The organism is Micromonospora sp. NPDC047620 (assembly GCF_043205005.1).
Taxonomy (GTDB): domain Bacteria; phylum Actinomycetota; class Actinomycetes; order Mycobacteriales; family Micromonosporaceae; genus Micromonospora.
On record NZ_JBIDDG010000016.1, the window covers coordinates 35,946 to 58,099 of the forward strand.

The 22,154-nt window shown below is 71.4% G+C and carries 25 protein-coding genes, 2 tRNA genes, 1 other RNA gene and 2 pseudogenes; 17 read left to right on the forward strand and 13 right to left on the reverse strand.

All coding sequences use genetic code 11. From position 1 onward, the window contains the following. Positions 1–7: 7 nt before the first annotated feature. Positions 8–694, forward strand: a complete 687-nt coding sequence (locus ACGF5C_RS20780; protein ID WP_393268589.1) for a response regulator — start codon at positions 8–10, stop codon at positions 692–694. Between the two features lie 157 nt (positions 695–851). On the opposite strand, the gene deoD is transcribed toward ACGF5C_RS20780, so the two are convergent. Beyond that, positions 852–1,559, reverse strand: coding sequence for a purine-nucleoside phosphorylase (deoD, locus tag ACGF5C_RS20785; RefSeq protein WP_393303883.1), 708 nt, complete (start codon positions 1,557–1,559; stop codon positions 852–854). Between the two features lie 75 nt (positions 1,560–1,634). On the opposite strand from deoD, the gene ACGF5C_RS20790 reads away from it, so the two are divergent. Next, a tRNA-Ser gene (locus ACGF5C_RS20790) sits at positions 1,635–1,721 on the forward strand. Between the two features lie 178 nt (positions 1,722–1,899). After that, positions 1,900–2,535 (forward strand): class I SAM-dependent methyltransferase, encoded by a 636-nt coding sequence (locus tag ACGF5C_RS20795; RefSeq protein WP_393303885.1) that lies wholly within the window; start codon positions 1,900–1,902, stop codon positions 2,533–2,535. Positions 2,536–2,554: 19 nt separating this feature from the next. On the opposite strand, the gene ACGF5C_RS20800 is transcribed toward ACGF5C_RS20795, so the two are convergent. After that, positions 2,555–3,661 (reverse strand): FAD-dependent monooxygenase, encoded by a 1,107-nt coding sequence (locus tag ACGF5C_RS20800; RefSeq protein WP_393303887.1) that lies wholly within the window; start codon positions 3,659–3,661, stop codon positions 2,555–2,557. Positions 3,662–3,800: 139 nt separating this feature from the next. Between ACGF5C_RS20800 and ACGF5C_RS20805 the strand changes: the two genes are divergently transcribed. Further along, on the forward strand, positions 3,801–4,745 hold the full coding sequence (locus ACGF5C_RS20805; protein ID WP_393303889.1) for a TetR/AcrR family transcriptional regulator C-terminal domain-containing protein: 945 nt from the start codon (positions 3,801–3,803) through the stop codon (positions 4,743–4,745). A 97-nt stretch (positions 4,746–4,842) separates the two neighbouring features. On the opposite strand, the gene ACGF5C_RS20810 is transcribed toward ACGF5C_RS20805, so the two are convergent. From ACGF5C_RS20810 to ACGF5C_RS20825, 4 genes are all read right to left on the reverse strand, one after another. Continuing rightward, positions 4,843–5,394: a hypothetical protein gene (locus ACGF5C_RS20810; protein WP_393303891.1), complete on the reverse strand. Its 552-nt coding sequence runs from the start codon at positions 5,392–5,394 to the stop codon at positions 4,843–4,845. Positions 5,395–5,841: 447 nt separating this feature from the next. Then, complete coding sequence (locus tag ACGF5C_RS20815) at positions 5,842–6,336, reverse strand: hypothetical protein (RefSeq protein ID WP_393304065.1); 495 nt, start codon at positions 6,334–6,336, stop codon at positions 5,842–5,844. Positions 6,337–6,368: 32 nt separating this feature from the next. Continuing rightward, positions 6,369–6,983 (reverse strand): hypothetical protein, encoded by a 615-nt coding sequence (locus ACGF5C_RS20820; protein WP_393303893.1) that lies wholly within the window; start codon positions 6,981–6,983, stop codon positions 6,369–6,371. Positions 6,984–7,132: 149 nt separating this feature from the next. Continuing rightward, complete coding sequence (locus tag ACGF5C_RS20825) at positions 7,133–8,128, reverse strand: helix-turn-helix transcriptional regulator (protein WP_393303895.1); 996 nt, start codon at positions 8,126–8,128, stop codon at positions 7,133–7,135. Between the two features lie 61 nt (positions 8,129–8,189). On the opposite strand from ACGF5C_RS20825, the gene ACGF5C_RS20830 reads away from it, so the two are divergent. Beyond that, complete coding sequence (locus ACGF5C_RS20830) at positions 8,190–8,600, forward strand: VOC family protein (protein ID WP_350709574.1); 411 nt, start codon at positions 8,190–8,192, stop codon at positions 8,598–8,600. Between the two features lie 5 nt (positions 8,601–8,605). After that, positions 8,606–9,178 (forward strand): YdeI family protein, encoded by a 573-nt coding sequence (locus ACGF5C_RS20835; protein WP_393303897.1) that lies wholly within the window; start codon positions 8,606–8,608, stop codon positions 9,176–9,178. Positions 9,179–9,303: 125 nt separating this feature from the next. On the opposite strand, the gene ACGF5C_RS20840 is transcribed toward ACGF5C_RS20835, so the two are convergent. The 5 genes and pseudogenes from ACGF5C_RS20840 to ACGF5C_RS20860 all read right to left on the reverse strand — a co-directional run. Beyond that, a complete protein-coding gene (locus ACGF5C_RS20840) occupies positions 9,304–9,495 on the reverse strand; it encodes a DUF397 domain-containing protein (RefSeq protein ID WP_357456327.1) in 192 nt (63 codons plus the stop codon). After that, positions 9,486–9,658: pseudogene (locus tag ACGF5C_RS20845) on the reverse strand (XRE family transcriptional regulator); the annotation flags it as partial. The gene ACGF5C_RS20840 and the pseudogene ACGF5C_RS20845, both read right to left, overlap by 10 nt. 25 nt (positions 9,659–9,683) lie before the next feature. Beyond that, complete coding sequence (locus ACGF5C_RS20850) at positions 9,684–10,478, reverse strand: sulfite exporter TauE/SafE family protein (RefSeq protein ID WP_393303899.1); 795 nt, start codon at positions 10,476–10,478, stop codon at positions 9,684–9,686. Positions 10,479–10,647: 169 nt separating this feature from the next. After that, complete coding sequence (locus tag ACGF5C_RS20855; RefSeq protein ID WP_393304081.1) at positions 10,648–10,785, reverse strand: alpha/beta fold hydrolase; 138 nt, start codon at positions 10,783–10,785, stop codon at positions 10,648–10,650. Between the two features lie 189 nt (positions 10,786–10,974). Further along, a pseudogene (locus tag ACGF5C_RS20860) lies at positions 10,975–11,193 on the reverse strand (HAD family hydrolase); the annotation flags it as partial. On the opposite strand from ACGF5C_RS20860, the gene ACGF5C_RS20865 reads away from it, so the two are divergent. Continuing rightward, complete coding sequence (locus ACGF5C_RS20865; protein ID WP_393304083.1) at positions 11,160–11,627, forward strand: hypothetical protein; 468 nt, start codon at positions 11,160–11,162, stop codon at positions 11,625–11,627. The pseudogene ACGF5C_RS20860 and the gene ACGF5C_RS20865 overlap by 34 nt on opposite strands. Positions 11,628–11,648: 21 nt before the next feature. Here ACGF5C_RS20865 and ACGF5C_RS20870 read toward each other — a convergent pair whose 3' ends face one another. After that, a complete protein-coding gene (locus ACGF5C_RS20870) occupies positions 11,649–11,834 on the reverse strand; it encodes a hypothetical protein (RefSeq protein WP_393303901.1) in 186 nt (61 codons plus the stop codon). Between the two features lie 554 nt (positions 11,835–12,388). Between ACGF5C_RS20870 and ACGF5C_RS20875 the strand changes: the two genes are divergently transcribed. From ACGF5C_RS20875 to ACGF5C_RS20885, 3 genes are read left to right on the forward strand one after another with little or no spacing between them, the layout of a single operon-like run. Then, positions 12,389–12,598: a helix-turn-helix domain-containing protein gene (locus ACGF5C_RS20875; protein WP_393303903.1), complete on the forward strand. Its 210-nt coding sequence runs from the start codon at positions 12,389–12,391 to the stop codon at positions 12,596–12,598. A gap of 16 nt (positions 12,599–12,614) precedes the next feature. Continuing rightward, positions 12,615–13,460, forward strand: a complete 846-nt coding sequence (locus ACGF5C_RS20880) for a tyrosine-type recombinase/integrase (protein ID WP_393303905.1) — start codon at positions 12,615–12,617, stop codon at positions 13,458–13,460. After that, positions 13,460–13,876, forward strand: coding sequence for a tyrosine-type recombinase/integrase (locus ACGF5C_RS20885; protein WP_393304067.1), 417 nt, complete (start codon positions 13,460–13,462; stop codon positions 13,874–13,876). Before ACGF5C_RS20880 ends, ACGF5C_RS20885 begins: the two co-directional genes overlap by 1 nt. Before the next feature lie 77 nt (positions 13,877–13,953). Here the strand turns inward: ACGF5C_RS20885 and ACGF5C_RS20890 are convergent. Continuing rightward, positions 13,954–14,038: transfer RNA gene (locus ACGF5C_RS20890), tRNA-Ser, on the reverse strand. An 82-nt stretch (positions 14,039–14,120) separates the two neighbouring features. Between ACGF5C_RS20890 and ffs the strand changes: the two genes are divergently transcribed. The 7 genes from ffs (at position 14,121) to ACGF5C_RS20925 (ending at position 22,131) form a co-directional block, all read left to right on the forward strand. Next, an RNA gene (ffs, locus tag ACGF5C_RS20895) (signal recognition particle sRNA small type) lies at positions 14,121–14,211 on the forward strand. A gap of 108 nt (positions 14,212–14,319) precedes the next feature. Then, on the forward strand, positions 14,320–16,986 hold the full coding sequence (locus ACGF5C_RS20900) for a DNA polymerase III subunit gamma and tau (protein WP_393303907.1): 2,667 nt from the start codon (positions 14,320–14,322) through the stop codon (positions 16,984–16,986). Between the two features lie 212 nt (positions 16,987–17,198). Further along, positions 17,199–17,507 carry a YbaB/EbfC family nucleoid-associated protein gene (locus ACGF5C_RS20905; protein WP_393304069.1) on the forward strand — a complete coding sequence of 103 codons (309 nt, stop codon included), beginning with the start codon at positions 17,199–17,201 and terminating at the stop codon, positions 17,505–17,507. 7 nt (positions 17,508–17,514) lie between these two features. Continuing rightward, positions 17,515–18,108 (forward strand): recombination mediator RecR, encoded by a 594-nt coding sequence (gene recR, locus ACGF5C_RS20910; protein ID WP_350683348.1) that lies wholly within the window; start codon positions 17,515–17,517, stop codon positions 18,106–18,108. 311 nt (positions 18,109–18,419) lie between these two features. Then, positions 18,420–20,084: an ABC transporter substrate-binding protein gene (locus ACGF5C_RS20915; RefSeq protein ID WP_393303909.1), complete on the forward strand. Its 1,665-nt coding sequence runs from the start codon at positions 18,420–18,422 to the stop codon at positions 20,082–20,084. Between the two features lie 77 nt (positions 20,085–20,161). Further along, entirely contained in the window at positions 20,162–21,166 is a 1,005-nt protein-coding gene (locus ACGF5C_RS20920) for an ABC transporter permease (protein ID WP_393111548.1), read from the forward strand. After that, positions 21,163–22,131: an ABC transporter permease gene (locus ACGF5C_RS20925; RefSeq protein WP_393303911.1), complete on the forward strand. Its 969-nt coding sequence runs from the start codon at positions 21,163–21,165 to the stop codon at positions 22,129–22,131. Before ACGF5C_RS20920 ends, ACGF5C_RS20925 begins: the two co-directional genes overlap by 4 nt. Positions 22,132–22,154: the final 23 nt, after the last annotated feature.

Below are 22,154 nucleotides of genomic sequence, written 5' to 3' on the forward strand. Positions count from 1 at the left end.
ACGCCCCATCCGCGTGGTCCTCGCCGAGGACGGTGTGCTGTTGCGGGAGGGACTCGCCGGCCTGATGGCCAGATTCGGGTTCGAGGTCGCCGCCGCCGTCGGCGACGCGGACGCGCTGCGGGCCGCCGTCGCCGAGCACGCCCCCGACCTGGTGGTGACCGACATCCGGATGCCGCCGGGCTTCACCGACGAGGGGTTACGCGCCGCCGTGGAGCTACGCCGGGCCCACCCCGGGCTGGCGGTGGTCGCGCTCAGCCAGTACGTGCAGCAGAACTACGCCGCCGAGTTGCTGGACTCCGGCGACGGGCACCGGGTGGGCTACCTGCTCAAGGACCGGGTGGTCGACGTCGAGGAGTTCGTCGCCGCGCTCCGCCAGGTGGTCGACGGCGGCACCGTCGTGGACCCGGACGTGGTGCGGCAGCTGCTGCGCCGCCGCCGCGATCCCGTCGCACAACTCTCCGCCCGCGAGCGTGAGGTGCTCGCGCTGGTCGCCGAGGGGCACTCCAACGCCGCCATCGCCCGAATCCTCGTCGTCTCCGAAGCCGCCGTCGGCAAGCACGTCGGCAACATCCTGGCCAAGCTGGACCTGCCGCCCACCGACGACACCAACCGCCGGGTGGTCGCCGTGGTGACGTATCTGCGCAGCAGCTCGGCACCGCTGTCGACCCCACCCGGTGCCGGACCGCCGCGCTGAGCCGGCGGTCAACGCGAGCCGGGCCCGACCGCAGGAGCCGGTGCTCCCACGGCACGCACGTCGGGATCGTCCGGCCGCGGCGGAGCCCTGGCCGCCTCCGGAGCCCGGGAACGACGCCGTCCCGCCGTCGGAGCAGACGGCGGGACGGCGGCCGGGATCAGGCGACGATCGTGTCCAGGGCGATCTCGACCATCTGGCTGAAGGTCTGCTCACGCTCCTCGGAGGTGGTCTTCTCGCCCGTCTTGATGTGGTCGCTGACCGTCAGCAGGGTCAGCGCGCGGGCCTTGAACCGGGCGGCGATCGTGTAGAGCGCCGCCGACTCCATCTCCACCGCCAGCACGCCGTAGTCGGCGAGGGTGTCGTAGAGGTCCGGGCGGTCGGTGTAGAAGGCGTCCGCTGCCAGGACCGGGCCGACCCGCATCGTGATGCCGCGCCGCTCGGCCACCTCGACCGACGTGCGCAGCAGCCCGAAGTCCGCGACCGGGGCGTAGTCGATCAGCCCGTCGAAGCGCATCCGGTTCATGTTCGAGTCGGTGGACGAGCCGTTGGCCGCGATTACGTCGCGCAGCCGCAGGTCCTCGGAGAGGGCGCCGCAGGAGCCGACCCGGATCAGGCTCTTCACGCCGTACTCGTTGACCAGCTCGTGGGCGTAGATCGAGGCGGAGGGCATGCCCATGCCGGAGCCCTGGACGGAGACCTCGACGCCGTTCCAGCGGCCGGTGAAGCCCAGCATGCCCCGGACCGTCGAGTAGCACTTGGCGTCCTCGAGGTAGGTCTCCGCGATCCACTTGGCCCGCAGCGGGTCGCCCGGCATCAGGACCCGTTCGGCGATCTCTCCCGGCTTCGCGCCGATGTGCGTACTCATGGCAAGGATCCTGCCAGGCCGGAGGCGGGGATACCGGTTCGGCATCCAGACCCGCCGTCCTGTACCCTCGTCGGCGGTGGCGTGTCCGAGTGGCCTAAGGAGCACGCCTCGAAAGCGTGTGAGGGTTTACGCCCTCCGCGGGTTCAAATCCCGCCGCCACCGCTCGTGAACAGCGAGAACGCCCGGTCGATCCGCGAGGATCGCACCGGGCGTTCCGCTTCTCGGTCGGTGGTGACCGGCCAGTCGGCCGGTTGCCACCCCGACACTGCATCGGGCAGTGCCCACCGCTGTCGGGCCGGGGGCCGTCGCGGGGGCATCCCGACTGTCCCGTTCGTCGATAATGATCGACATGGCTGTCCGATACAACGAGGTGCTCGGCCCGTTGCGTGACGCGTACGACGCGCGCGCGGCCTGGCGTGAGGCGCTCTCCAAGGAGTCGTGGAAGCTGGCGGAACGGCAGTCGTTTCGGGACCGACTGGCGCCGGGCGCGCGGCTGCTGGAGATCGGCGCCGGCACCGGGCAGGACAGTGCCTACTTTCAGCAGGAGGGCTTTGCCGTCGTCGCGACCGACCTCTCGCCGGTGATGGTCGAGCACTGCCGGGCCAAGGGCATCAAGGCACACGTCATGGACTTCCTTCACCTGGATTTCCCGGTCGGCTCGTTCGACGCGGTGTTCGCGATGAACTGCCTGCTGCACGTGCCGAACCACGACCTGCCCGCGGTCCTGGCTGCGGTCCGGGCGATCCTGCGTCCCGGCGGGCTGTTCTTCCTCGGTGTGTACGGCGGCACCGAGAGCGCCGAAGGCCCCCTCGACGACGACGAGCACAACCCGCCGCGCTTCTTCTCGTTTCGCACCGACGAGCAACTGCTCGGCTTCGCCGCCGCCTGGTTCGACGTCGTGGACTTCCACCCCGTCGACGCCGGCCGCGGCCACCGGTTCCAGTCGCTGACGCTGCACCGCCCGGACCTCGAATAACGGAGCGAGGTCGGCCGCGTCACCCGTCGAGGGAGATCGCCCGCTTTGCGTGGTCCACTGACTCCTCCGACGCCGGGCCGCCCGGGTTCTCCGTCGCCAGCGCCTGGTTGATCGTGACGAACGGGCGCATGCGCCGCTCGTACCGGGCGAGGGCTGCCGCGTCGTCGCCCTCGGCCGCGGCCAACTCGGCGGCGAGCAGGTAGGCGCCCACCAGGGCCAGACTGGTGCCCTGTCCGGACAGCGGGGAGGCGCAGTAGCCCGCGTCGCCGAGCAGCGTCACCCGCCCGCGCGACCAGGAGTCGAGCTTGATCTGCGCCATCGCGTCGAAGTAGAAGTCCGACGCCTTCCACATGCCTTCGAGCAGCTTCGGTACCTCCCAGCGCATCCCGGCGAATCGCTCGGCCAACAGCCGGCGCTGGGCGTCGAGGTCCCGATGGCCGTACGCGATCGGCCCGGCCATGAAGCCGAGGTTCACCCGCAGCTCGGTGTTGTGCCGTGCCGGGTAGATGCCGCCGCCGAGGTCGCCCTCGCGGAACCAGACCTGCCAGTCCTCCAAGCCCAGGAAGTTCTTGGTGTACACGGACAGGTAGGTGCCCAGGTGGTGAACGAACTGCGCCTCCGGCCCGAACGCCAGCCGGCGCACGGTCGAGTGCAGCCCGTCGGCGCCGATCACGAGGTCGAACGTGCGGGGCGCCCCACGCTCGAACGTCACCCGCACGCCGCGGTCGTCCTGTTCGAGGGTGGCGATCGAGTCGCCGAAGAGGTACTCGACGGTGGCGTTCGTCCGGTCGTAGAGCAGCGTGGTGAGGTCCTCGCGCAACACCTCGATGTCGTCGCTGTCCAGCCGGCCACTGCTGATGGCGTGCTCGGTCGAGCGCATCAGCTCGTTGCCGTCGCCGTCCACCATCGACATGCCCCGCACGTGGGTTCGCACCTGACGCAGCGGAGCCAGCAGGCCCATCCGGTCGACGACGTCGAGCGCAACCCCGCGAATGTCGATCGCCTGCCCGCCGGCGCGGAGCGCCGGAGCGCGCTCCACGATCGTGACTGCGAAGCCGTACCGGTGCAGCCAGTACGCCACCGCCGGGCCGGCGACGCTCGCACCCGAGATCAACACCCTCTTCATGACGCCTCCTTGATCGTAACGCCGTACGCACCTGAACGTACGACGTACATCCAGGCGCGTGCAAGGCTGTGACCTGCATTTCTGTGCTAGATCAGGGTGCACTGCTACGGTCTCTGTACTAGGACAGAGGGAGGGTCCGGTGACCGAACCGCCGTACCAGCGCATCGTCGCCGACCTCCGGCGCCGCATCGACGAGGGAGAGTTGCGGCCGGGCGACCGGGTGCCGTCAACGCGTCAGCTCGCCATCCGGTGGGGTGTCGCGCTCGCGACCGCGACAAAGGCGTTGACGACCCTGCGTCAGGAGGGGCTGGTCCGGGCGGAGCCACGGGTCGGCACGGTGGTCGCCCGGCCCGAGCCGGTCTCGGCCGCAAACGCGTCGCCACCGGCACCGCGCGGCACAGCGATATCCGACCGAGAGTTGAGCGGTGAGCGGATCGTGCAGGTTGCGATCGAGATCGCCGACGCCGAGGGCCTGGAGGCGCTGTCGATGCGTGGGATCGCGGCCCGGCTCGACGCGGCGACGATGTCGATCTACCGGTACGTGACCAGTAAGGAAGACCTCGTCATGCTGATGGCCGACGCGGCGTTCGCAGAGCTGCCGGCCACGGCGAAAGACACCGGGAGCTGGCGGGGGCGCGTGGAGGGGGCGGTGCGGACGCTGTGGGCGCTGCACCGGCGGCATCCCTGGCTGGCCCACCTGAGCCCGCTGACCCGGCCGCTACCGCTGCCGAGCCTCCTCGCGCACGGGGAGCAGATCCTCGCCGCGCTGGAGGACGCCGGCCTCGATGCTGTCGCCACCCTCGACGTGCAGGTCCTGTTGTACAGCTACGTGCAGGGCCTTGCCGTGAACCTCGAGCGGGAGGCGCACGCCCAAGCCACCACCGGCCTGTCCGAGGACGAGTGGATGCGACAGCAGGGCCCGGCGATGGGTGTGATCGCCGCCACCGGCCGGTATCCCGCCTTCGCCCGGCTCATGGCGAGCTTCGCCGTCGACGGCTACGACCTCGATCTTGACCGGATCTTCGAGCTGGGCCTCCGGCTCATGCTGGACGGGCTCACGCCGCTCGGCAAACGCCAACAGTGAGCTGCGCAACCGGCCGGCCACCCCCGGACCGGCGGCAGACGAGCCGGACGCCGTACCGCCTCTGCTCCGTCCCCGAGCGGTACGAGCGTGTGGCCGGTCAGCGCCGGTCCAGCTCCGACTCCAGCCGCTGGATGAGCGTCTTGCGGCCCTTGCCGTCGCGCTCGCTCCGCAGTGCCGCCCTGAGCTGGCCCGTGTCGAGGCCCCGGACCAGCTTGGCCGCCTCGGCGACCGGCAACTCCGACAGCCGCCCGACCGAGGTGGCGTCGCGGCGCGCCCGTTTTGCCGGCTCGGTGTTGGCGACATACTGCTTGCCGGACTTCGACGCCTTCCGCTTCTTCGCGTCGGTCGCGCGCCGCTCCTCGTCGGAGAGCTGCTCCCAGGCCCGCTTGGGCAGGTAGCGACTCGTCTCGCCGCCCTTGCGCGCTCGGGTGTCGCCCTTGCTGGTCTGCCAGTGCTCGCCACCCCAACGCTGCAGGGACTTCTGGCGCTCGTCCTTCGGGCCCTCGTAGCCGCCGCCGCGCTTCTGGTACTCCTTGGTGAGCAGCTGCGACTTGCGCGCCGACCACTGCCCCTGCCTGCCGCCCTTGTCGGAAGCCTTGATCTTTTCCTTGAGCTGCTCTCTCAGCTCAGGCTTCGTGTACCGCGCCATGCCCGGCGGTTACCCGGCACTCCACCGCCCAATCCGTGCGGATCGCGGGCGGTTTCGGTTCCCACCCAGGAGGCCCGCACGAAGAGGGTCGTTTGCGGCGAGTGCCAGAGCGGCCAGGGTCCCCCGAATCGGGTGGCGCATCGTGGAAGCGCCCGGCCGGTCCCGAGGACGGCCGGGCGTTTCGCGTTCGTCGACGTGCCGCGAGCGGGCCGACCCCAGAGGGCCGGCCCGCTCGCGCGTCACGCGTTCCCCGGTCCGATCAGGACGGTCGCAGCCAGGGTGGCGACCGTCGCGGTCAGGAGCGAGAGGCTTCTTCCGGTACGACTCTTCGGGCGTGTGGGCAGGAATGGTCTCAATTCGACTCCCCCGTGAAGTGCCGTGCGTCCTGCGCGGCGGGACGATGATTCCATGCCCGTCGATCGCTGGGCAATCGTCCTGTCGTCCGGTTCAGCAGGGGCTGTGGCCCTCCTCGAAGAGGCGCTGGGCCCAGTCGGCGTACCCGACGATGATCTTGCGGACCGTGCGCCCGTCGTGCAGGAACAGGTACGCGCGGTCGCCCCGCCGGGCGAGCAGCCCGGCGAACCGGTGCGTCCCGTGTGGAGCCTCCAGCTCGCGCGCCGACGGGTAGCGGCTCCAGACCTCGTCGACGGGGCTGCCGGCGGTGACGCCCTCCGGGGTGCGCGTCGCGTCGCCGAGCCAGAGCAGCACGAGCCGGTCGTCGACGAAGATCGGGCTGGTCGTGTCGTGCCCGGCGAGTGACGGGCCGCAGGCGTCGACGTCGGTACGCAGGATGCCCCGCCGGGTCAGCTCGTCCTCGGTGTCGCCGAACTCGATGTTGCGGAGCCCGTTCAGGCCGACCACGTCGAGGGCCCCGGCGGGCCGGCCGTCCATTTCGGGCAGTTGCGGGCGCGCGCCACTGCCCGCGATCGAGGCAGCCGTCAGCAGCGTCGCGATGAAGACGAATTGTCGCAATTTCATAGAATCCCCCAGTCCCCAACGGGGCCGGGGCGCTCAGGTTGCTGGTCGTCCCCAGATTGCCGGCTTTCCCACTCCTCGGCCAGCTCATCCCAGTAGTCGGCGCTCAGCTGCCGGCGGCCGTGCGCGAGCCACCCGGCGGTGCTCCGCTCGACGTGCAGGCCCAGCTCGGCGAACAGGTCGATCCACGCGCCGGGCTCCGCGCCGAGCCGGGCGAGCGCGGCGTTGAGCGGCCACTCCGGCCGCGGCCCGTCGAAGAGGCGGTCGACGCGCGGCCCCCAGCTCGCCCCGCCGCCGAACCACACCACCGCCGACTGGTAGCCGGCGCCGCCGGCGAACTCCGCCTCCAGGTACGCCACCGGACCCGACCGCGACCAGCCCGCGAGGACCCCGGCGAGGGCGGCCGAGAGCGCCAGGTGGAACGGCTCCGCCGGCGACCGTTCCGCCACGGAGAAGTCGGGCAGCGCCCCGGTCAGCTCCTCGACCAGTTGTGGGGTGACCGGCAGCAGCGCGAAGTCCTGGCGCAGCTCGCCGAGGACCGCGTGGTCGAGGTCGGCGGTCTGCGCGCGGAGCAGCTCGGCGTCCGCGACGACCGCGCTGAGCTGGTAACCCATCGGAGCCCTCCGCCGTCCACAGCCTGTGGATGGAACATGTGTACGACGGACCCAGGCCTCCGCCACCAACACCCGCACGCTACCGCCCACCACCCCCGCCGTGGGAACGCGACGTCAACCCCCGCGATCTTGCACTTTCGGCCCCCGTTTCAGGTGGAATGCGGGCTTTCGCCCGGGCGCGAGCGCCGTGGTGAGGGGAGGGCGGCGAGGTAGCGGGTGGCGAGGGTGTGGAGGAGGTCGTGGAGTTCGGGGGGAGCCAGGACCGTGAACGGGACGTCGAACTTGCTCAGGTATGTGGCCAGGTCGTGCAGCGAGTCGGTGCCGGTGACCAGCTCGCACGTCGCGTCGTCGAGCGGGATGATCTCGCCGGAGGTGGGGGTGCTCCGCTCGGCCACCACGGCGGCCGGCGCGTGGAAGCGGATGCGCGCCTGGTACGGCCAGACCAGCGAGCGGACCCCGCGCAGCACGTGCGCCGCCGCGTCGCCGCCCGGCGGCTCGCGCGGCACGAACCGTGGCCCGGCCGGCGGCAGCGGACGCAGCCGGTCGGCGCGGAACGTGCGCCAGTCCCGCCGGTCCGTGTCCCAGGCCAGCAGGTACCAGCGGCGGCCCGTGTAGACGAGGGTGTGCGGCTCGACGTCGCGCACGCTGGCGCTCCCGTCGTGGCCGGCGTACTCGAACCGCAGCCGTTCGTGCCGGTGTGCCGCCGCCGCGACGGTGGTCAGCGTGTCGGCGTCGACGGTCGGCCCGCCGCCGGCCGCCGAGACCGTGGTGGTGCGCAGGGCGTCGACGCGCGGGCGCAGCCGCGCCGGCAGGGTCCGTTCGAGCTTGGTCAGCGCCCGCAGCGACACGTCCTCGATGCCGGTGACCGAGCCCGCCGCAGCCGCCCGCAGGCCGACCGCGACCGCCACCGCCTCGTCGTCGTCGAGCAGCAGCGGCGGCAGCGCGGTGCCGGCGCCGAGGCGGTAGCCGCCGGCCGGGCCGGTGGTCGAGTCCACCTGGTAGCCGAGCTGCCGGAGCCGGTCGACGTCGTTGCGGACGGTCCGGGTGGTGACCGCCAGCCGGGCCGCCAGGTCGGCGCCGGACCAGTCGCGCCGCTGCTGGAGGAGCGAGAGGAGCCGCAGGAGCCGTACCGAGGTTTCCAGCATTTCCCGATTCTGCCCGAGGTTGAGGAAGCTACTGTTCCTCAACCCGTCCTAGCGTGAGGTCATGACGGAGACACCGAGACTGCGCGGCATGGCCAACGTCAGCTACTGGGCGGCGGACTGGCAGGCGGCCAAGGGCTGGTACACGGAACTGATCGGCTTCGAGCCGTACTTTCTGCGCGACGGCTACGCGGAATGGCGCCTCGGCGACCACCAGGACGAGCTGGGCCTCATCGACAGCCGCTACCGGCCGCCGGGCGCGGCGTCCGGGCCGGGCGGTGTCGTCCTGTACTGGCACGTCGACGACGTGCACGGCATGTTCGCGCGGCTGCTCGCGCTGGGGGCCACCGCCCACGAGCCGCCGCAGGACCGTGGCAGCGGCTTCGTGACCGCCACCGTGGTCGACCCGTTCGGCAACCTGCTGGGCGTCATGTACAACCCGCATTACGTCGAGATCCTCGCCGGGCAGGGCTGACAGTCGTGGACGAGGTCGAGATCATCCGATTCGCGGACGCCGACGAGTGGGACGGGTGGCTCGCCGCGCACGGCGGCACCCGGTCCGAAGCCTGGCTGGCGATTCCCCGCAAGGGCTCGGGCGCGGTCGCCATCAGCGCGGCGCAGGCCGGCGACGTCGCCATCTGCCACGGCTGGATCGACAGCCACCGCCGCCGCCTGGACGCGACGCACTTCCTCCAGCGCTACTCGCCGCGCCGGCCGGGCAGCCCGTGGTCGCGGGTCAACGTCGACCGCGTGGCCGCCCTGGAGGCGGCCGGCCGGATGCGCCCCGCCGGCCGCGCGCAGGTCGACGCCGCGAAGGCCGACGGCCGGTGGGCGAGGGCGTACGCCCCGCAGCGCAGCGCCGCCGTGCCCGAAGATCTCGTCGCGGCGCTCGCGGGCAGCGACCGTGCCCGCGTGGCGTTCGAGGCCCTGAGCCGCAGCGACCGGTACGGGATCTTCCTGCCGCTGCTCAAGGCGCGTACGCCGGCCGGGCGGGCCGGCGCGCTGCGGCGGGCGCTGGCGACCCTGGAGGCCGCCACGGTGCCGGCGGAGTGACCCCAGGTCGACCGGGGCGGCGGAGTTCCCGCCGCCCCGGGTCACCGCCGCTCGGTCACCGCCGCTCGGTCACCGCCGCTCGGTCACCGCCGCTCGGTCACCGCCGCTCGGTCACCGCCGCTCGGTCAGGGGCGCTCGGCGATCCGGCTGACGAACGCGCGCCACGCCGCCGGCGGGAAGGCGAGCGCCGGGCCGGCCGGGTCCTTCGAGTCGCGCACGGCCACGACGCCGGGCAGGTTGTCGGCGACCTCGACGCAGTTGCCGCCGTTGCCGCTGCTGCGGCTGCTCTTGCGCCACCGCGCGCCATTCAGCTCCATGTCTCCGCCACTTCCGTGAGAGATCGACAGACTGCCAGTGGGTCAGCGCCTCGCCGCGCACGTTCTCCCACGCAGCCATCATGGCCGCGATGTCCGCGGGGTCGCTAACCACTTGGCCCTGGAGTTGGATGTCGAGATAGCCGGCGATCCGGTGGTCGTGGCCACGAGGTCACCCCGGCGGCGCCGGCTCAGGCCAGCAGGTTGACCAGGGCGGCGAGCCCGACGACCACGATCGCGGCGCGCAGCGCCGCCGGCGGCAGCCGGCGCCCCCACCGGCCGCCGACCAGGCCACCCACCACGGAACCCACGGCGATCAGCAGGGCCGGCTGCCAGGCCACCGTGCCCAGGACGATGAAGATGACCGCCGCGACCCCGTTCACCAGGCCGGCGAGCACATTCTTGACCCCGTTGACCCAGCGCAGGTCGGTGGAGAGCAGCACCCCGAGCAGCCCCAGCAGCAGCACACCCTGGGCGGCGCCGAAATAGCCGCCGTACACCCCGGTGGCGAACACGCCGAGGAGCAGGAGCGGCCCGACCCGCCGGACCTCCCCGTCGGCGGGCGGCGGAGAGCCCTCCGGGCCCTGCCGCCGGCGGGCCAGCGCCCGGGCCAGTTGCGGCTGCACCACCACCAGCACCAGCGCCAGCCCGATCAGCGCCGGCACGATGGCCCGGAACGCCCCCGGCGGCAGCCGCAGCAGCAGCACGCCCCCGGTGATCCCCCCGAGCACGCTCGCGACGCCCAACCGCGCCAGCAGCCGGCCGTGCCCGGCAAGGTCACGGCGATAGGCGTACGCCCCGGAGAATGCCCCCGGCACCAGCCCGACCGTGTTCGACACGTTCGCCACCACCGGTGGATAGCCCAGGGACAGCAGGACCGGGAAGGTCACCAGCGTGCCCGAGCCCACCACCGCGTTGATGGCACCGGCCGCGACCCCGGCGGCCAGCACCGCCAGCATCTCGGCGGCGTTCAACATCGTGTTCATCTGTGTCCGCGCCTTCCCCGGGCCGGTCGTCGCCCTCAGGTCGCCGCCGCCGGATATCTCGCTGTCGAGTGCGGCTGCCAGCGTATGGTTCCGGCCCCTGTCGGTTGATCGACCTGCGTCGGAGATCACCTCTCGACCGGCCCCGAGTCAGGGTCAGGCGCGTCACCCGTCACCTCAGGAATGCCGAGACGGTCTGCACGAACAGGTCCGCGTCGTCGTGCCACGGGAAATGGCCTGCTCCCGGCCGGACGGCGACCGAGGCGTGCGGAAACAGCCGGGTGCCGTCGAGCGCGGAGAAGGAGAGCATGTCGTCGACCCTCTCGGCCGCGACCGCACGTACGACGAAGGGACGGCCCCTGGTGGGGCCGTCCCTCGCGTTCGTGCTGCTCAGATGAGCGGAGGATACGAGATTCGAACTCGCGAGGGTGTGAACCCAACACGCTTTCCAAGTCTGCCGACTCAAGTTCGTACATGGCCCTGGCAGTGCCTGGCTGGCAGATGGCTTGTTCGCATAACCGATCACTCGCACTTTCGCCGACCGCGCTCCCTCGAGATCGGTTAGAGAGTCGCCGATCAGGACGCAGGCGGATGGTGGCTTCCCGAGGGCTTGAACAGCTTGCAGGATCGGTTGCGGGTCGGGCTTCATACGGTCTGGCTGGCCGTAGGCGCGGCCTACCACGGGTGAGATGTATCCAGCGAGCCGGCGCGCTGCGAGGGCACGTCGCCCACCACCCCGCCGACGCCTGGCGACGCCCCATCGACGCCGACCGCATGGCCGACGCCGTACGCCTGGCCGAGTTCTTCGCCGCGCACTACCGGGCCGCGCTGACCACCATCGGCACCGACACCGCACTGGAGAACGCCCGCTACGTGCTCGGCGTACTCACTGCCAAGGGCATGGCTACGTTCACCCGCCGAGAGTTGCACCGCCGCGTCTCCCGGCGGCTACCCAAGTCCGACGAGGTGTCGGCGGTGCTCGCCGAACTGGCCGCCCTCGGATGGGTCCGCCACGGGCCGGACGGCCGCTACGAAGTACACCCCCGCGCCGTCGCAGAGGACCCCGGAAGCGTTGACACGCTGACAGCGCCCTCGGTCAGCGACGTTCCCGCAGCTCACGACACCTACGAGAGTGTCAACGGGCCGCGTTGACAGCCGCTGACAGCCCACCGATCACTTACGCCTCGCCGGGAGCCCGAGCCTTCTCGCCTTCGCGATTATGAGGCCACCGGCCATCATGACCACGAAGCCGAGGAGGTAAATGCCACCCTCGCTGACCTGGACTGCCGCGATACCTGCCGCCGCTCCGACGGCAGCAAGCACCCCGCCGACAGCAAATAGCACCCCGCGCTTCGTCATGTCATGAGCCAAGCACGACCTCACCTGGCGAACAATCGCCCGCCAAGGCCGTGCCGCTGGCCCGTTCGATGTCAACGGGTGTCAACGCCTGTCAACGCCTGGCGTTGACAGGCCAACACCGGACGTTACCTGCGGAAACCTGGCCGGGGCGACCGATTGTCAACGTGTCAACGCCTCCCAGCCCTTCCCGGCCGCCCTCCGCCGCCGCTCACTCACCGGCACTCAAAGACGGCCCGCTGAGAGCCCCTGAGACGGATGCCCCCTACGCCCTACACCGGGACGCCCGAAATCTTGGCTCTCCGCGGCTCTCAGTGGGCCATTCTACGCCGTTCTATGGCGATGCCTTCCTGTTCCTCCACAAGTGACGTCTGCCGACCGAAAGGCCCTCACCGTGCGAATCAGGCTGCACGGCACACCCGCTGAAACAGCCGCAGCACTCGCCGCCATCGCCCAAGTGCTGTACATCCAGCAGGTCAGCCGGCCCTACCCCGACCGCCGATCCCCGATGTTCCAGCGCATCTACCTCGACGCCACCCGAGGGAGGACACCCGGCCATGACAAGCGCCGATAACCGCATCGTCCTGACCATCGAAGACGCCGCAGAGCGTCTCGGCATCGGCCGCACCACCATGTACGCCCTCATCAAGGCCGGCCAGATCCGCACCGTCACGATCGGCCGTCTCCGCCGCGTGCCCGCCTTCTGCCTTGACGAGTACGTGCGGAACCTCCTCGCCGACCCGACGCCCGTCGACCACGCCGCCTGACGAAAGGAGCCGGCCAATGGGGCGAAAGCCAAACGGTGCATCGAGTATCTATAAGGGAGGTGACGGCTACTGGCACGGCCGCGTCACGGTCGGAGTTAAGGACAACGGCAAGCCGGACCGGCGGCACGTCCAAGCGAAGACCGAGGCCGAGGTGATCCGCAAAGTCCGCGCGTTGGAACGCGAGCGCGACAACGGCACGGTACGGAAGCCGGGGCAGCGCTGGACCGTCGAGAAGTGGCTCACGCATTGGGTTGAGAACATCGCCGGCCCGGTGGTCCGTACGAACACCCTCGACGGCTACCGGGTCGCCGTCCGCCGGCACCTGATCCCCGGAGTGGGCGCCCACCGCCTCGGCCACTTGGAGCCAGAGCACCTGGAGAAGCTGTACGGCCGGATGATGGCCAACGGCAGCGCGGCCGGCACTGCCCACCAGGCGCACCGGACCATCCGCACGGCCCTCGGCGAGGCGGTCCGCCGTGGGCACCTCGCCCGGAATCCCGCCGCGCTGGCCAAGCCGCCCCGCCTCCCAGATTCCGAGGTGCAGCCGTACATCGTCCCCGAGGTGCAGGCGATCCTTCGCGCGGCGGCATCGCGGAGGAACAGCGCCCGATGGGCCGTAGCGCTCGCATTCGGGCTGCGCCAGGGCGAAGCGCTCGGCCTGAAATGGCCGGACGTGGATTTGAACAACGGAACGCTCACCGTGCGCCGCACGCTTCTCCGACCGAAATGGCGGCACGGCTGCGACGGGAAATGCGAGCAGAATTTGCCCGGCCAATGCCCTGATCGTGTGAACGAACGGCCGATAGCAGCAGACCCAGATCCCGCGCCGGCCGCCGCTCCATCGGCCTGCCGGATGCCCTGATCGAACTACTCCGGCAGCACCGGAAGGAACAGGACGCCGAGCGCGAAACCGCCGCGCAGCTCTGGCGCGATGAAGGGTGGGTGTTCGCCTCGCCAACCGGAGAGGCGATCCATCAGGCGACGGACTACGACGAATGGAAGCGGCTGCTTAAGCTCGCCGGAGTGCGGGATGGCCGGCTGCACGATGCCCGGCACACTGCCGCCACCGTCCTCCTGGTCCTCGGCGTCTCCGGCCGCGCCGTGATGGGCATCATGGGCTGGTCGAACTCGGCAATGGCCGTCCGGTACCAGCACATGACGGATCAGGTTCGCCGCGACATCGCGCAGCAGCTCGGCGGGCTGCTCTGGGGCGACCTGCCGCGCCGGCCGGGGGAGTCCGGCGAGGGACAGCCAGAGGGGCCGGAACAGGGCAAGTGAGACGAGAGCGACCGTAGAGACGACGGAGGGCCGGTCCCTGATGGGGCCGGCCCTCGCGATCGTGCTGCTCAAGCGAGCGGAGGATACGAGATTCGAACTCGTGAGGGTGTGAACCCAACACGCTTTCCAAGCGTGCGCCCTAGGCCTCTAGGCGAATCCTCCGCAGAAGAGGATACAGGTCCCCGGCGGGTCGGCCACCCCACCACCCCCTGAAGATCGACCGCCGGTCGGGTAGGCTTGGTGGTACCCCCCGTGCGGCGTGTATCTCGTGAACCTCCCCAGGGCCGGAAGGCAGCAAGGATAAGCGGGCTCTGACGGGTGCACGGGGGGCCTTTCTGTCTCCGGGTGCCGGTAACGTCCCTGCGGGTCAGGTCACCGGCGGGGTGGGTGGTCACCCGCGGCTGACCGGCGCAGAATGGCTCGGTCGAGAGGAGGCGGGACGGGTGGCACTGGCGCTCTACCGCAAGTACCGGCCACGCACCTTCGCCGAGATCATCGGGCAGGAGCACGTCACCGAGCCGCTGTCGCAGGCGCTGCGCAGCGGGCGGCTCAACCACGCATACCTCTTATCCGGTCCCCGGGGCTGCGGCAAGACCTCCAGCGCCCGGATCCTGGCCCGCTCCCTCAACTGTGAGCAGGGTCCCACCCCGGAGCCGTGCGGGCAGTGCGAGTCGTGCCGCTCGCTGGCCACCGACGGCGCCGGGTCGATCGACGTCATCGAGATCGACGCGGCCAGCCACGGCGGCGTCGACGACGCCCGCGAGCTGCGCGAGAAGGCGTTCTTCGCGCCGGCCCGCAGCCGCTTCAAGATCTACGTCATCGACGAGGCGCACATGGTCTCGTCGGCCGGCTTCAACGCCCTGCTCAAGCTGGTCGAGGAGCCCCCGGAGTACGTCAAGTTCATCTTCGCGACCACCGAGCCGGAGAAGGTCCTCGGCACGATCAAGTCGCGGACCCACCACTACCCGTTCCGGCTGATCCCGCCGAAGACGCTCCGGCCCTACCTGGAGCAGCTCTGCGAGGCGGAGGGCGTGGCGGTCGAGCAGGCGGTATTCCCGCTGGTGGTGCGCGCGGGCGGCGGCAGCGCCCGGGACAGCCTCTCCGTGCTCGACCAGCTCATCGCCGGGGCCGGGCCGGAGGGGGTCACCTACCCCCGCGCCGCCGCGCTGCTCGGTGTCACCGACGCCGCCCTGATCGACGAGATGTGCGACGCGCTGGCCGCCGGCGACGGGGCGGCCGCGTACGCGACCGTCGACCGGGTGGCGGAGGCCGGGCACGACCCGCGCCGGTTCGCCTCCGACCTGCTGGAGCGGCTGCGCGACCTGATCGTGCTCCAGCAGGTGCCGGATGCCGCCGCCAAGGGCCTGATCGACGGCCCGACCGACCAGATCGAGCGGATGACCGCCCAGGCCCAGCGGCTCGGCCCGGGCACCCTGTCCCGCTGCGCCGACATCGTGCACAACGGCCTGGTGGAGATGCGCGGCACCACCGCCCCCCGGCTGCTGCTGGAGCTGATCTGCGCCCGGATGCTGCTGCCCGGCGCCGACGACACCACCGGCGGCCTGCTCCAGCGCCTGGAACGCGTGGAGCGCCGGCTCACCCTCGCCGGCACCGACGCGCCGCCGGCCGCCGCCGGCCCCGCGCCGGCCGCCCCGGCTCCGGTACGCCCCGACACTCCCGCCGCGACCGCGGCTGCCGCCGCGCCCGACCCGGGGCCCGCCGGCCCGCCGGCGGCTGCCGCCGCTCCGTCCGGTGTTGCCGCCGCCCGCGCCGCAGCCGGGGCTGCCACCGGTTCCCGGTCGGCGGAGGCGGTCCCGGGTGCCGCGGACCCGGTGGGTGCGACCGCCGGTGGCCCGCCCGCCGATGCTCCCGCCCGCCGTCCGGTGCCGCCCTCGGCGGTGATGCCCGACCCGGCCACCCCGGAGCCGCCCCGCCCCGGCGCGGCTCCGGCGGGCGCGCTGGACGCCGTCGCGGTGCGCCGGGTCTGGCCGGACATCGTCGCCAAGGTCAACCGGATCAAGAAGCCGGCCGCCGCGCTGATGCGCGACGCAGTGGTCCGCGACGTGGACGGCGACACCCTGGTGCTGACCGTCAAGTCGCCGGTGCTCGCGCAGATGATGGGCAACCACACCTCGGTGCTGGCCGAGGCGCTGTACGAGGAGTTCGGCAGCCGCTGGCAGATCCGCTGCGAGGTGGCCGGCGAGCGGGGTGGCGCGTCGCTCGGTGGCCCGTCCCGTCCCGCCGCTCCGGCCCGCCCGGCCTCCCCGCCGCCGGCTGCCCCCGTCCACCAGGCCCCGGGCGGCGCCGGCCCGTCCGGCAACGGCACGGGCGGCGGCATGTCCGGCGCACCGAGTGGACCGAGCGGCCCGAGCGGTGCGGCCGACGGGCCCGATGGCGTGGCCGGTGGGCCTCGTGGTGGCGCGGGCGGCCAGGGCGGGGCGACCCGTCCGGCGTCCGGTGCGGGTGCGGCGCGGGGCGGCAACACGTCCGCCGACGACGCCGAGGACTGGCCCGAGGCGGCCCGGCCCGGCGGCGCGGCCGGCGGAGCCGAGGACTGGCCCGAACCGGCCCGCCCGGGTGGCGCGGCCGGGGGCGCCGACGACTGGCCGGAACCGGCCCGGCCGGGCGGCACGTCGGCCACCACGTCGACGGCCACCTCGGCGGCGGGCGCGGCGACGACCACCGCACCGACGGGCAGCGCGTTGGTGACCGCCGCGCCGGCCGTACCGAAGCCGGCCGGTCCCTCGGCGGCGCCGCAGCAGGCCGTGCCCGCCGGTCCCCCGGTGAGCAGCGCGATCGCGGCGGCGCGGGCGGCTGCGGCGGGACGCGGTCCGCGTCCGGCCCAGGCGGCCCGGAAGACCGCGGACGCCGACTGGGCCGGCGAGCCGCCGTACGACCCGGACTTCGACGGGCCGGTGCGCGGCGGCGGGGGACGCCCCGGCGGCGCCCAGCCGGCGAGCCCGACCTACGAGGGCTTCGACCCGGGCGACGAGCCGCTGGACGAGGTGCTCGACGAGCGGACCGCGCGGGAGTCCAGCGAGGAGCAGGCGGTACGGCTGCTGCGCGAGGCGTTCGGCGCCGAGAAGATCGACGAGGTGGACGCCCGGTAGGGCCACGGGCCGGGCAGGGAACGCCGAGCACCCCGGTGGGCTTCCCGGGACATCCGCGTCTCCCTCCGGTCGATCCCGTGATCTTCCGCCGGGACCCGCCGGACGGGGAAGCACCAGGCGGGGCGAGGCCGCTCACAGCGGATAGGCTGAGCGGCGGCCGAGCAGACGAGTGCGAGAAGGAGCCATCCGTGCGCCCAGGTGGACAGCCGAACATGCAGCAGATGCTGAAGCAGGCGCAGAAGATGCAGCAGCAGATCGCCAAGGCCCAGGCCGAGCTCGCCGATGCCGAGCTGACCGGCACCGCCGGGGGCGGCCTGGTGACCGCGACCGTCGCCGGCACCGGGGAGCTCAAGGCGATCAAGATCGACCCCAAGGCGGTCGACCCGGAGGATGTGGAGACCCTGGAGGACCTGGTCGTCGCGGCGATGCACAACGCCGCCGAGGCGGCCCGGGAGCTGACCGAGAAGAAGATGGGCCCGGTCACCGGCGGCATGGGCGGCCTCGGCCTGCCCGGTTTCTGAGCGGCAGATGTACGAGGGTGCCATCCAGGACCTGATCGACGAGCTGGGGCGGCTGCCGGGCGTCGGCCCGAAGAGCGCGCAGCGGATCGCCTTCCACGTCCTGTCGGCCGACCCGGCCGACGTCAACCGGCTGGCCGGCGCGCTGCGCAAGGTCAAGGAGTTGGTGCGGTTCTGCACCAGCTGTTACAACGTGGCCGAGTCCGACCAGTGCCGGATCTGCCGCGACCCGCGCCGCACCGACGAGGTGCTCTGCGTGGTCGAGGAGCCGAAGGACGTGGTCGCGATCGAGCGGACCGGTGAGTTCCGGGGCCGCTACCACGTGCTCGGCGGGGCGATCAACCCGCTGGAGGGCATCGGGCCCGACAACCTGCGCATCCGCGAGCTGATGACCCGCCTGGGCGGGGGTGCGGTGCGGGAGCTGATCCTGGCCACGGACCCGAACACCGAGGGCGAGGCCACCGCCACCTACCTGGCGTTGATGGTCAAGCCGATGGGCATCGCGGTGACCCGGCTGGCGAGCGGCCTGCCGGTCGGAGGCGACCTGGAGTACGCCGACGAGATCACCCTCGGGCGGGCCTTCGAGGGGCGCCGCGCCGTCTGATCCGCCGATCGTGGCCGGCACCGGATCCCGGTGCCGGCCATGGTCGTACCTGTCCGCGCGTCCACTGTGGGTTCTGACATGTGGACGAAGTAGCCCGTCGATCGATGTAACAAATTTGCATCGGTAAACCCGGACATTTCGCCCCTATGATGGCGGTCCGGCACGGCCTCGGGGGCGGGGCGCATCGGTTAAGACACGATCCGGTACCAACCGCTTCGACGAAGGTTTCCCGGCGGTCCGAACGAAGGCTAAGGTCACGGCCATCGGTGACCCCTGTCACCACGTTGTCCGTACCCCCAAGGAGAAGCACCATGCGTGCATCCAGGCCGAAGGTCGCTATCGCGGCCGTCGCGGTCGCGGCCCTCGCGGTAGCAGGCTGCGCCGAGAGCGACCGCGGTGACAGTTCCGGCGGTAGCAAGAAGGACACCCTCGTCTTCGGCGTCGCCGGAGACCCGAAGGTGCTCGACCCGAGCTTCGCCAGCGACGGTGAGTCGCTGCGCGTCGCACGCAGCATCTTCGAGACGCTGGTCACGCCGGAGGAGGGGGGCACGAAGATCACCCCCGGTCTGGCCGAGTCCTGGACTCCGGACGCCGCCGGCACGACGTGGACCTTCAAGCTGCGTTCCGGCGTGAAGTTCCACGACGGCACCGACTTCAACGCCGAGGCGGTCTGCAAGAACTTCGACCGCTGGTACAACGCCAAGGGCCTCATGCAGAGCCCCGACGTGACGGCGTACTGGCAGGACGTCATGGGCGGCTTCGCCAAGAACGAGGACGCGGAGCTGCCGCCGAGCCTCTTCAAGTCCTGCACCGTCAAGGACGCCACCACCGTGGACCTGGCCTTCACCCGGGTCTCCAGCAAGATCCCGGCCGCGCTGATGCTGCCGTCGTTCTCCATCCACAGCCCGACCGCGCTGGAGAAGTACGACGCCAGCAACGTGGGCGGCACCGCCGAGGACATCAAGTACCCGGCGTACGCGATGGAGCACCCCACCGGCACCGGTCCGTTCAAGTTCAAGTCCTGGGACGTCGCCAACAAGACGCTGACCCTGGAGCGCAACGAGGACTACGCCGGCGGCAAGGCCAAGCTGAAGACCCTCATCTTCAAGACCATCTCGGATGAGAACGCGCGCAAGCAGGCGCTGCGCTCCGGCGACATCCAGGGCTACGACCTGGTCGGCCCGGCCGACGTCGAGCCGCTGAAGGGTGAGGGCTTCAACGTCCTGACCCGCCCGGCGTTCAACGTGCTCTACCTGGCCATCAACCAGAAGGGCAACCCGAAGCTCGCCGACATCAAGGTCCGGCAGGCCATCGCGCACGCCCTGAACCGGCAGGCGCTGGTCGACTCGAAGCTGCCCCCGGGCGCCAAGGTCGCCGAGAACTTCATGCCGGACACGGTCGAGGGCTGGAACGGCGACGTCGTCAAGTACGACTACAACCCGGAGAAGGCCAAGCAGCTGCTGGCCGAGGCCGGCGCGACGAACCTGACCCTGAAGTTCCACTACCCGACCGAGGTCACCCGCCCCTACATGCCGAACCCGAAGGACATCTTCGAGCTGCTCTCGGCGGACCTCAAGGCGGTCGGCATCAACGTCCAGGCCATCCCGCTCAAGTGGAGCCCGGACTACCTCAACGCCACCACCTCCGGCAGCAAGCACGACATCCACTTCCTTGGCTGGACCGGTGACTACGGCGACGCCTACAACTTCATCGGCACCTTCTTCGACCGGCCGAAGGACGAGTGGGGCTTCACCAACAAGGCCCTGTTCGACCAGTTCAAGGACGCCGACACCACCGCCGACCAGGCGGCCCGGGTGGAGAAGTACAAGGCCCTGAACAAGGCCATCATGGAGTTCCTGCCCGGCGTCCCGGTGTCGCACTCGCCGCCGGCGATCGTGTTCGGCAAGGACGTGACCGGGGTCAAGGCCAGCCCGCTGACCGACGAGCGGCTTGAAACGGCCGAGTTCAAGTCCTGACCTGACGCAAGGACCGCGGGCGGGCGCTGTTTCGACAGCGTCCGCCCGCGACCCTCCGTACCCCTTTCGAGGCCACCGTGTTCCGGTTCATCGTCAGACGCCTGCTCCAGCTGATACCCACGCTGTTCGGGCTCTCCCTCCTGCTCTTCATCTGGCTCCGCCGACTGCCCGGCGGCCCCGAGACCGCCATCCTCGGCGAGCGCGGCACGCCCGAGATGCGTGCCGCGATCCGGCGCAACATGGGCCTCGACGAGCCGATCCTGGTGCAGTACGGCCGTTTCGTGCGGCGGCTGCTCCGCCTCGACCTCGGCACCTCGACCTCCACCAAGCGCGCGGTCACCACGGAGTTCCTGGAGCGTTTCCCGGGCACCGTCGAGCTGACCGTCATGGCGCTGGTGATCGCGATCGGGCTCGGCATCCCGCTCGGCTACCTGGCCGCCCGCCGTCGCGGCCGGCTGCTCGACCACGCCTCGGTCGGCGGCTCGCTGATCGGCATCTGCATCCCCGTGTTCTTCCTGGCCTACGTGCTGAAGGCGATCTTCTCGGAGAACCTCGGCTGGTTCCCGTCCAGCGGCCGGCAGGACCCGACGCTCGGCGCCACCCGGATCACCAACTTCTTCGTCCTCGACGGCCTGATGACCCGGGAGTGGGACGCCGCCGCCGACGCGATCTGGCACCTCGTGCTGCCGGGCGTCGCGCTGGCCAGCATCCCCCTGGCGATCATCGTCCGGATCACCCGGGCCAGCGTGCTCGAGGTGCTCAACGAGGACTTCGTCCGTACCGCCGAGGCGAAGGGCCTCACCGAGCGGACCGTCCGTCGGCGGCACGTGCTGCGCAACGCGATGCTGCCGGTGGTCACCTCGATCGGCCTGCTCACCGGTGGCCTGCTCTCCGGCGCGGTGCTGACCGAGACCGTCTTCGCCTTCAGCGGCATCGGAGCGTTCATCTACGACGCCATCGGCCAGCGGGACTACCCGGTGCTGATGGGCTTCATCATGATCATTGCGGTGGTGTACGTGCTGGTGAACCTCCTGGTCGACCTCTCCTACAGCCTGATCGACCCGAGGGTGAGGGTCCGGTGACGATCACCAGCGGCAAGAAGAAGGAAAAGATCGACCGGCTCTCCGAGCTGGCCGCCCGCGACGACGAGCGCGGCGTCAGCCTCTGGCAGGAGGCGTTCCGCCGGCTGCGGCGCAACCCCGCGGCGATCATCGGCGCGGTCATCCTGGTGCTCTTCGTCCTGGTCGCGGTGGTCGGGCCGTTCTTCGTCCCGTACGGGCCGACGGACGCGATCGGCATTCGCGAGGGCCTGGTCAAGTCGGGCCAGGGCCTGATCCCGGGGGCCTCCGGAGACCACTGGCTCGGCTTCGACCACCAGGGCCGCGACGTGTTCAGCCGGATGATCGTCGGCGCCCGGCAGACCCTGCTGGTCGGCGTGGTCTCCACGCTGATCGGTCTGGCGATCGGTGCCCTGATCGGTGGGGTCGCCGGCGCGGCCGCCGGCCTGGGCGGCCGGTGGGGGCGGGCGATCGACACCGCGCTCATGCGGATCATCGACATGATGCTGGCGCTGCCCAGCCTGCTGCTGGCCGTGAGCATCGCCGCGCTGCTCGGGGCGAGCCTGACCACCGTGATGATCGCGGTCGGCGTGGTGTCCGTGCCGGTCTTCGCCCGGCTGCTGCGCGGCTCGATGATCTCCCAGGCCAACAGCGACTACGTGCTGGCGGCCACCTCGCTGGGCGTGAAGAAGTCGAAGATCGCGATCACCCACGTGGTGCCGAACTCCCTCGCCCCGGTGATCGTGCAGGCCACCCTGACCCTGGCCACGGCGATCATCGAGGCCGCCGCGCTCTCCTTCCTCGGCCTGGGCAACCCCGACACGGCGGTGCCCGAGTGGGGCGTGATGCTCGCCGACGCGCAGCCGTACCTGGGCATCCGGCCGGGCCTGGCGGTCTATCCGGCGGTCGCGATCATCATCACCGCGCTCGGCTTCACCCTGCTCGGTGAGGCGATGCGCGAGGCCCTCGACCCGAAGCTGCGGAAGTAGGTCGGCATGTGTGAAGCGTTGCG

What these genes read in the sequence shown, in the direction of transcription:
- deoD (WP_393303883.1), bottom strand. Translation starts at nt 1,559, where the DNA reads ATGAGTACGCACATCGGCGCGAAGCCGGGAGAGATCGCCGAACGGGTC.
- ACGF5C_RS20795 (WP_393303885.1), top strand. Translation starts at nt 1,900, where the DNA reads ATGATCGACATGGCTGTCCGATACAACGAGGTGCTCGGCCCGTTGCGT.
- ACGF5C_RS20800 (WP_393303887.1), bottom strand. Translation starts at nt 3,661, where the DNA reads ATGAAGAGGGTGTTGATCTCGGGTGCGAGCGTCGCCGGCCCGGCGGTG.
- ACGF5C_RS20810 (WP_393303891.1), bottom strand. Translation starts at nt 5,394, where the DNA reads ATGGCGCGGTACACGAAGCCTGAGCTGAGAGAGCAGCTCAAGGAAAAG.
- ACGF5C_RS20820 (WP_393303893.1), bottom strand. Translation starts at nt 6,983, where the DNA reads ATGGGTTACCAGCTCAGCGCGGTCGTCGCGGACGCCGAGCTGCTCCGC.
- ACGF5C_RS20825 (WP_393303895.1), bottom strand. Translation starts at nt 8,128, where the DNA reads ATGCTGGAAACCTCGGTACGGCTCCTGCGGCTCCTCTCGCTCCTCCAG.
- ACGF5C_RS20830 (WP_350709574.1), top strand. Translation starts at nt 8,190, where the DNA reads ATGACGGAGACACCGAGACTGCGCGGCATGGCCAACGTCAGCTACTGG.
- ACGF5C_RS20840 (WP_357456327.1), bottom strand. Translation starts at nt 9,495, where the DNA reads ATGGAGCTGAATGGCGCGCGGTGGCGCAAGAGCAGCCGCAGCAGCGGC.
- ACGF5C_RS20850 (WP_393303899.1), bottom strand. Translation starts at nt 10,478, where the DNA reads ATGAACACGATGTTGAACGCCGCCGAGATGCTGGCGGTGCTGGCCGCC.
- ACGF5C_RS20855 (WP_393304081.1), bottom strand. Translation starts at nt 10,785, where the DNA reads ATGCTCTCCTTCTCCGCGCTCGACGGCACCCGGCTGTTTCCGCACGCC.
- ACGF5C_RS20870 (WP_393303901.1), bottom strand. Translation starts at nt 11,834, where the DNA reads ATGACGAAGCGCGGGGTGCTATTTGCTGTCGGCGGGGTGCTTGCTGCC.
- ACGF5C_RS20875 (WP_393303903.1), top strand. Translation starts at nt 12,389, where the DNA reads ATGACAAGCGCCGATAACCGCATCGTCCTGACCATCGAAGACGCCGCA.
- ACGF5C_RS20880 (WP_393303905.1), top strand. Translation starts at nt 12,615, where the DNA reads ATGGGGCGAAAGCCAAACGGTGCATCGAGTATCTATAAGGGAGGTGAC.
- ACGF5C_RS20905 (WP_393304069.1), top strand. Translation starts at nt 17,199, where the DNA reads ATGCAGCAGATGCTGAAGCAGGCGCAGAAGATGCAGCAGCAGATCGCC.
- recR (WP_350683348.1), top strand. Translation starts at nt 17,515, where the DNA reads ATGTACGAGGGTGCCATCCAGGACCTGATCGACGAGCTGGGGCGGCTG.
- ACGF5C_RS20915 (WP_393303909.1), top strand. Translation starts at nt 18,420, where the DNA reads ATGCGTGCATCCAGGCCGAAGGTCGCTATCGCGGCCGTCGCGGTCGCG.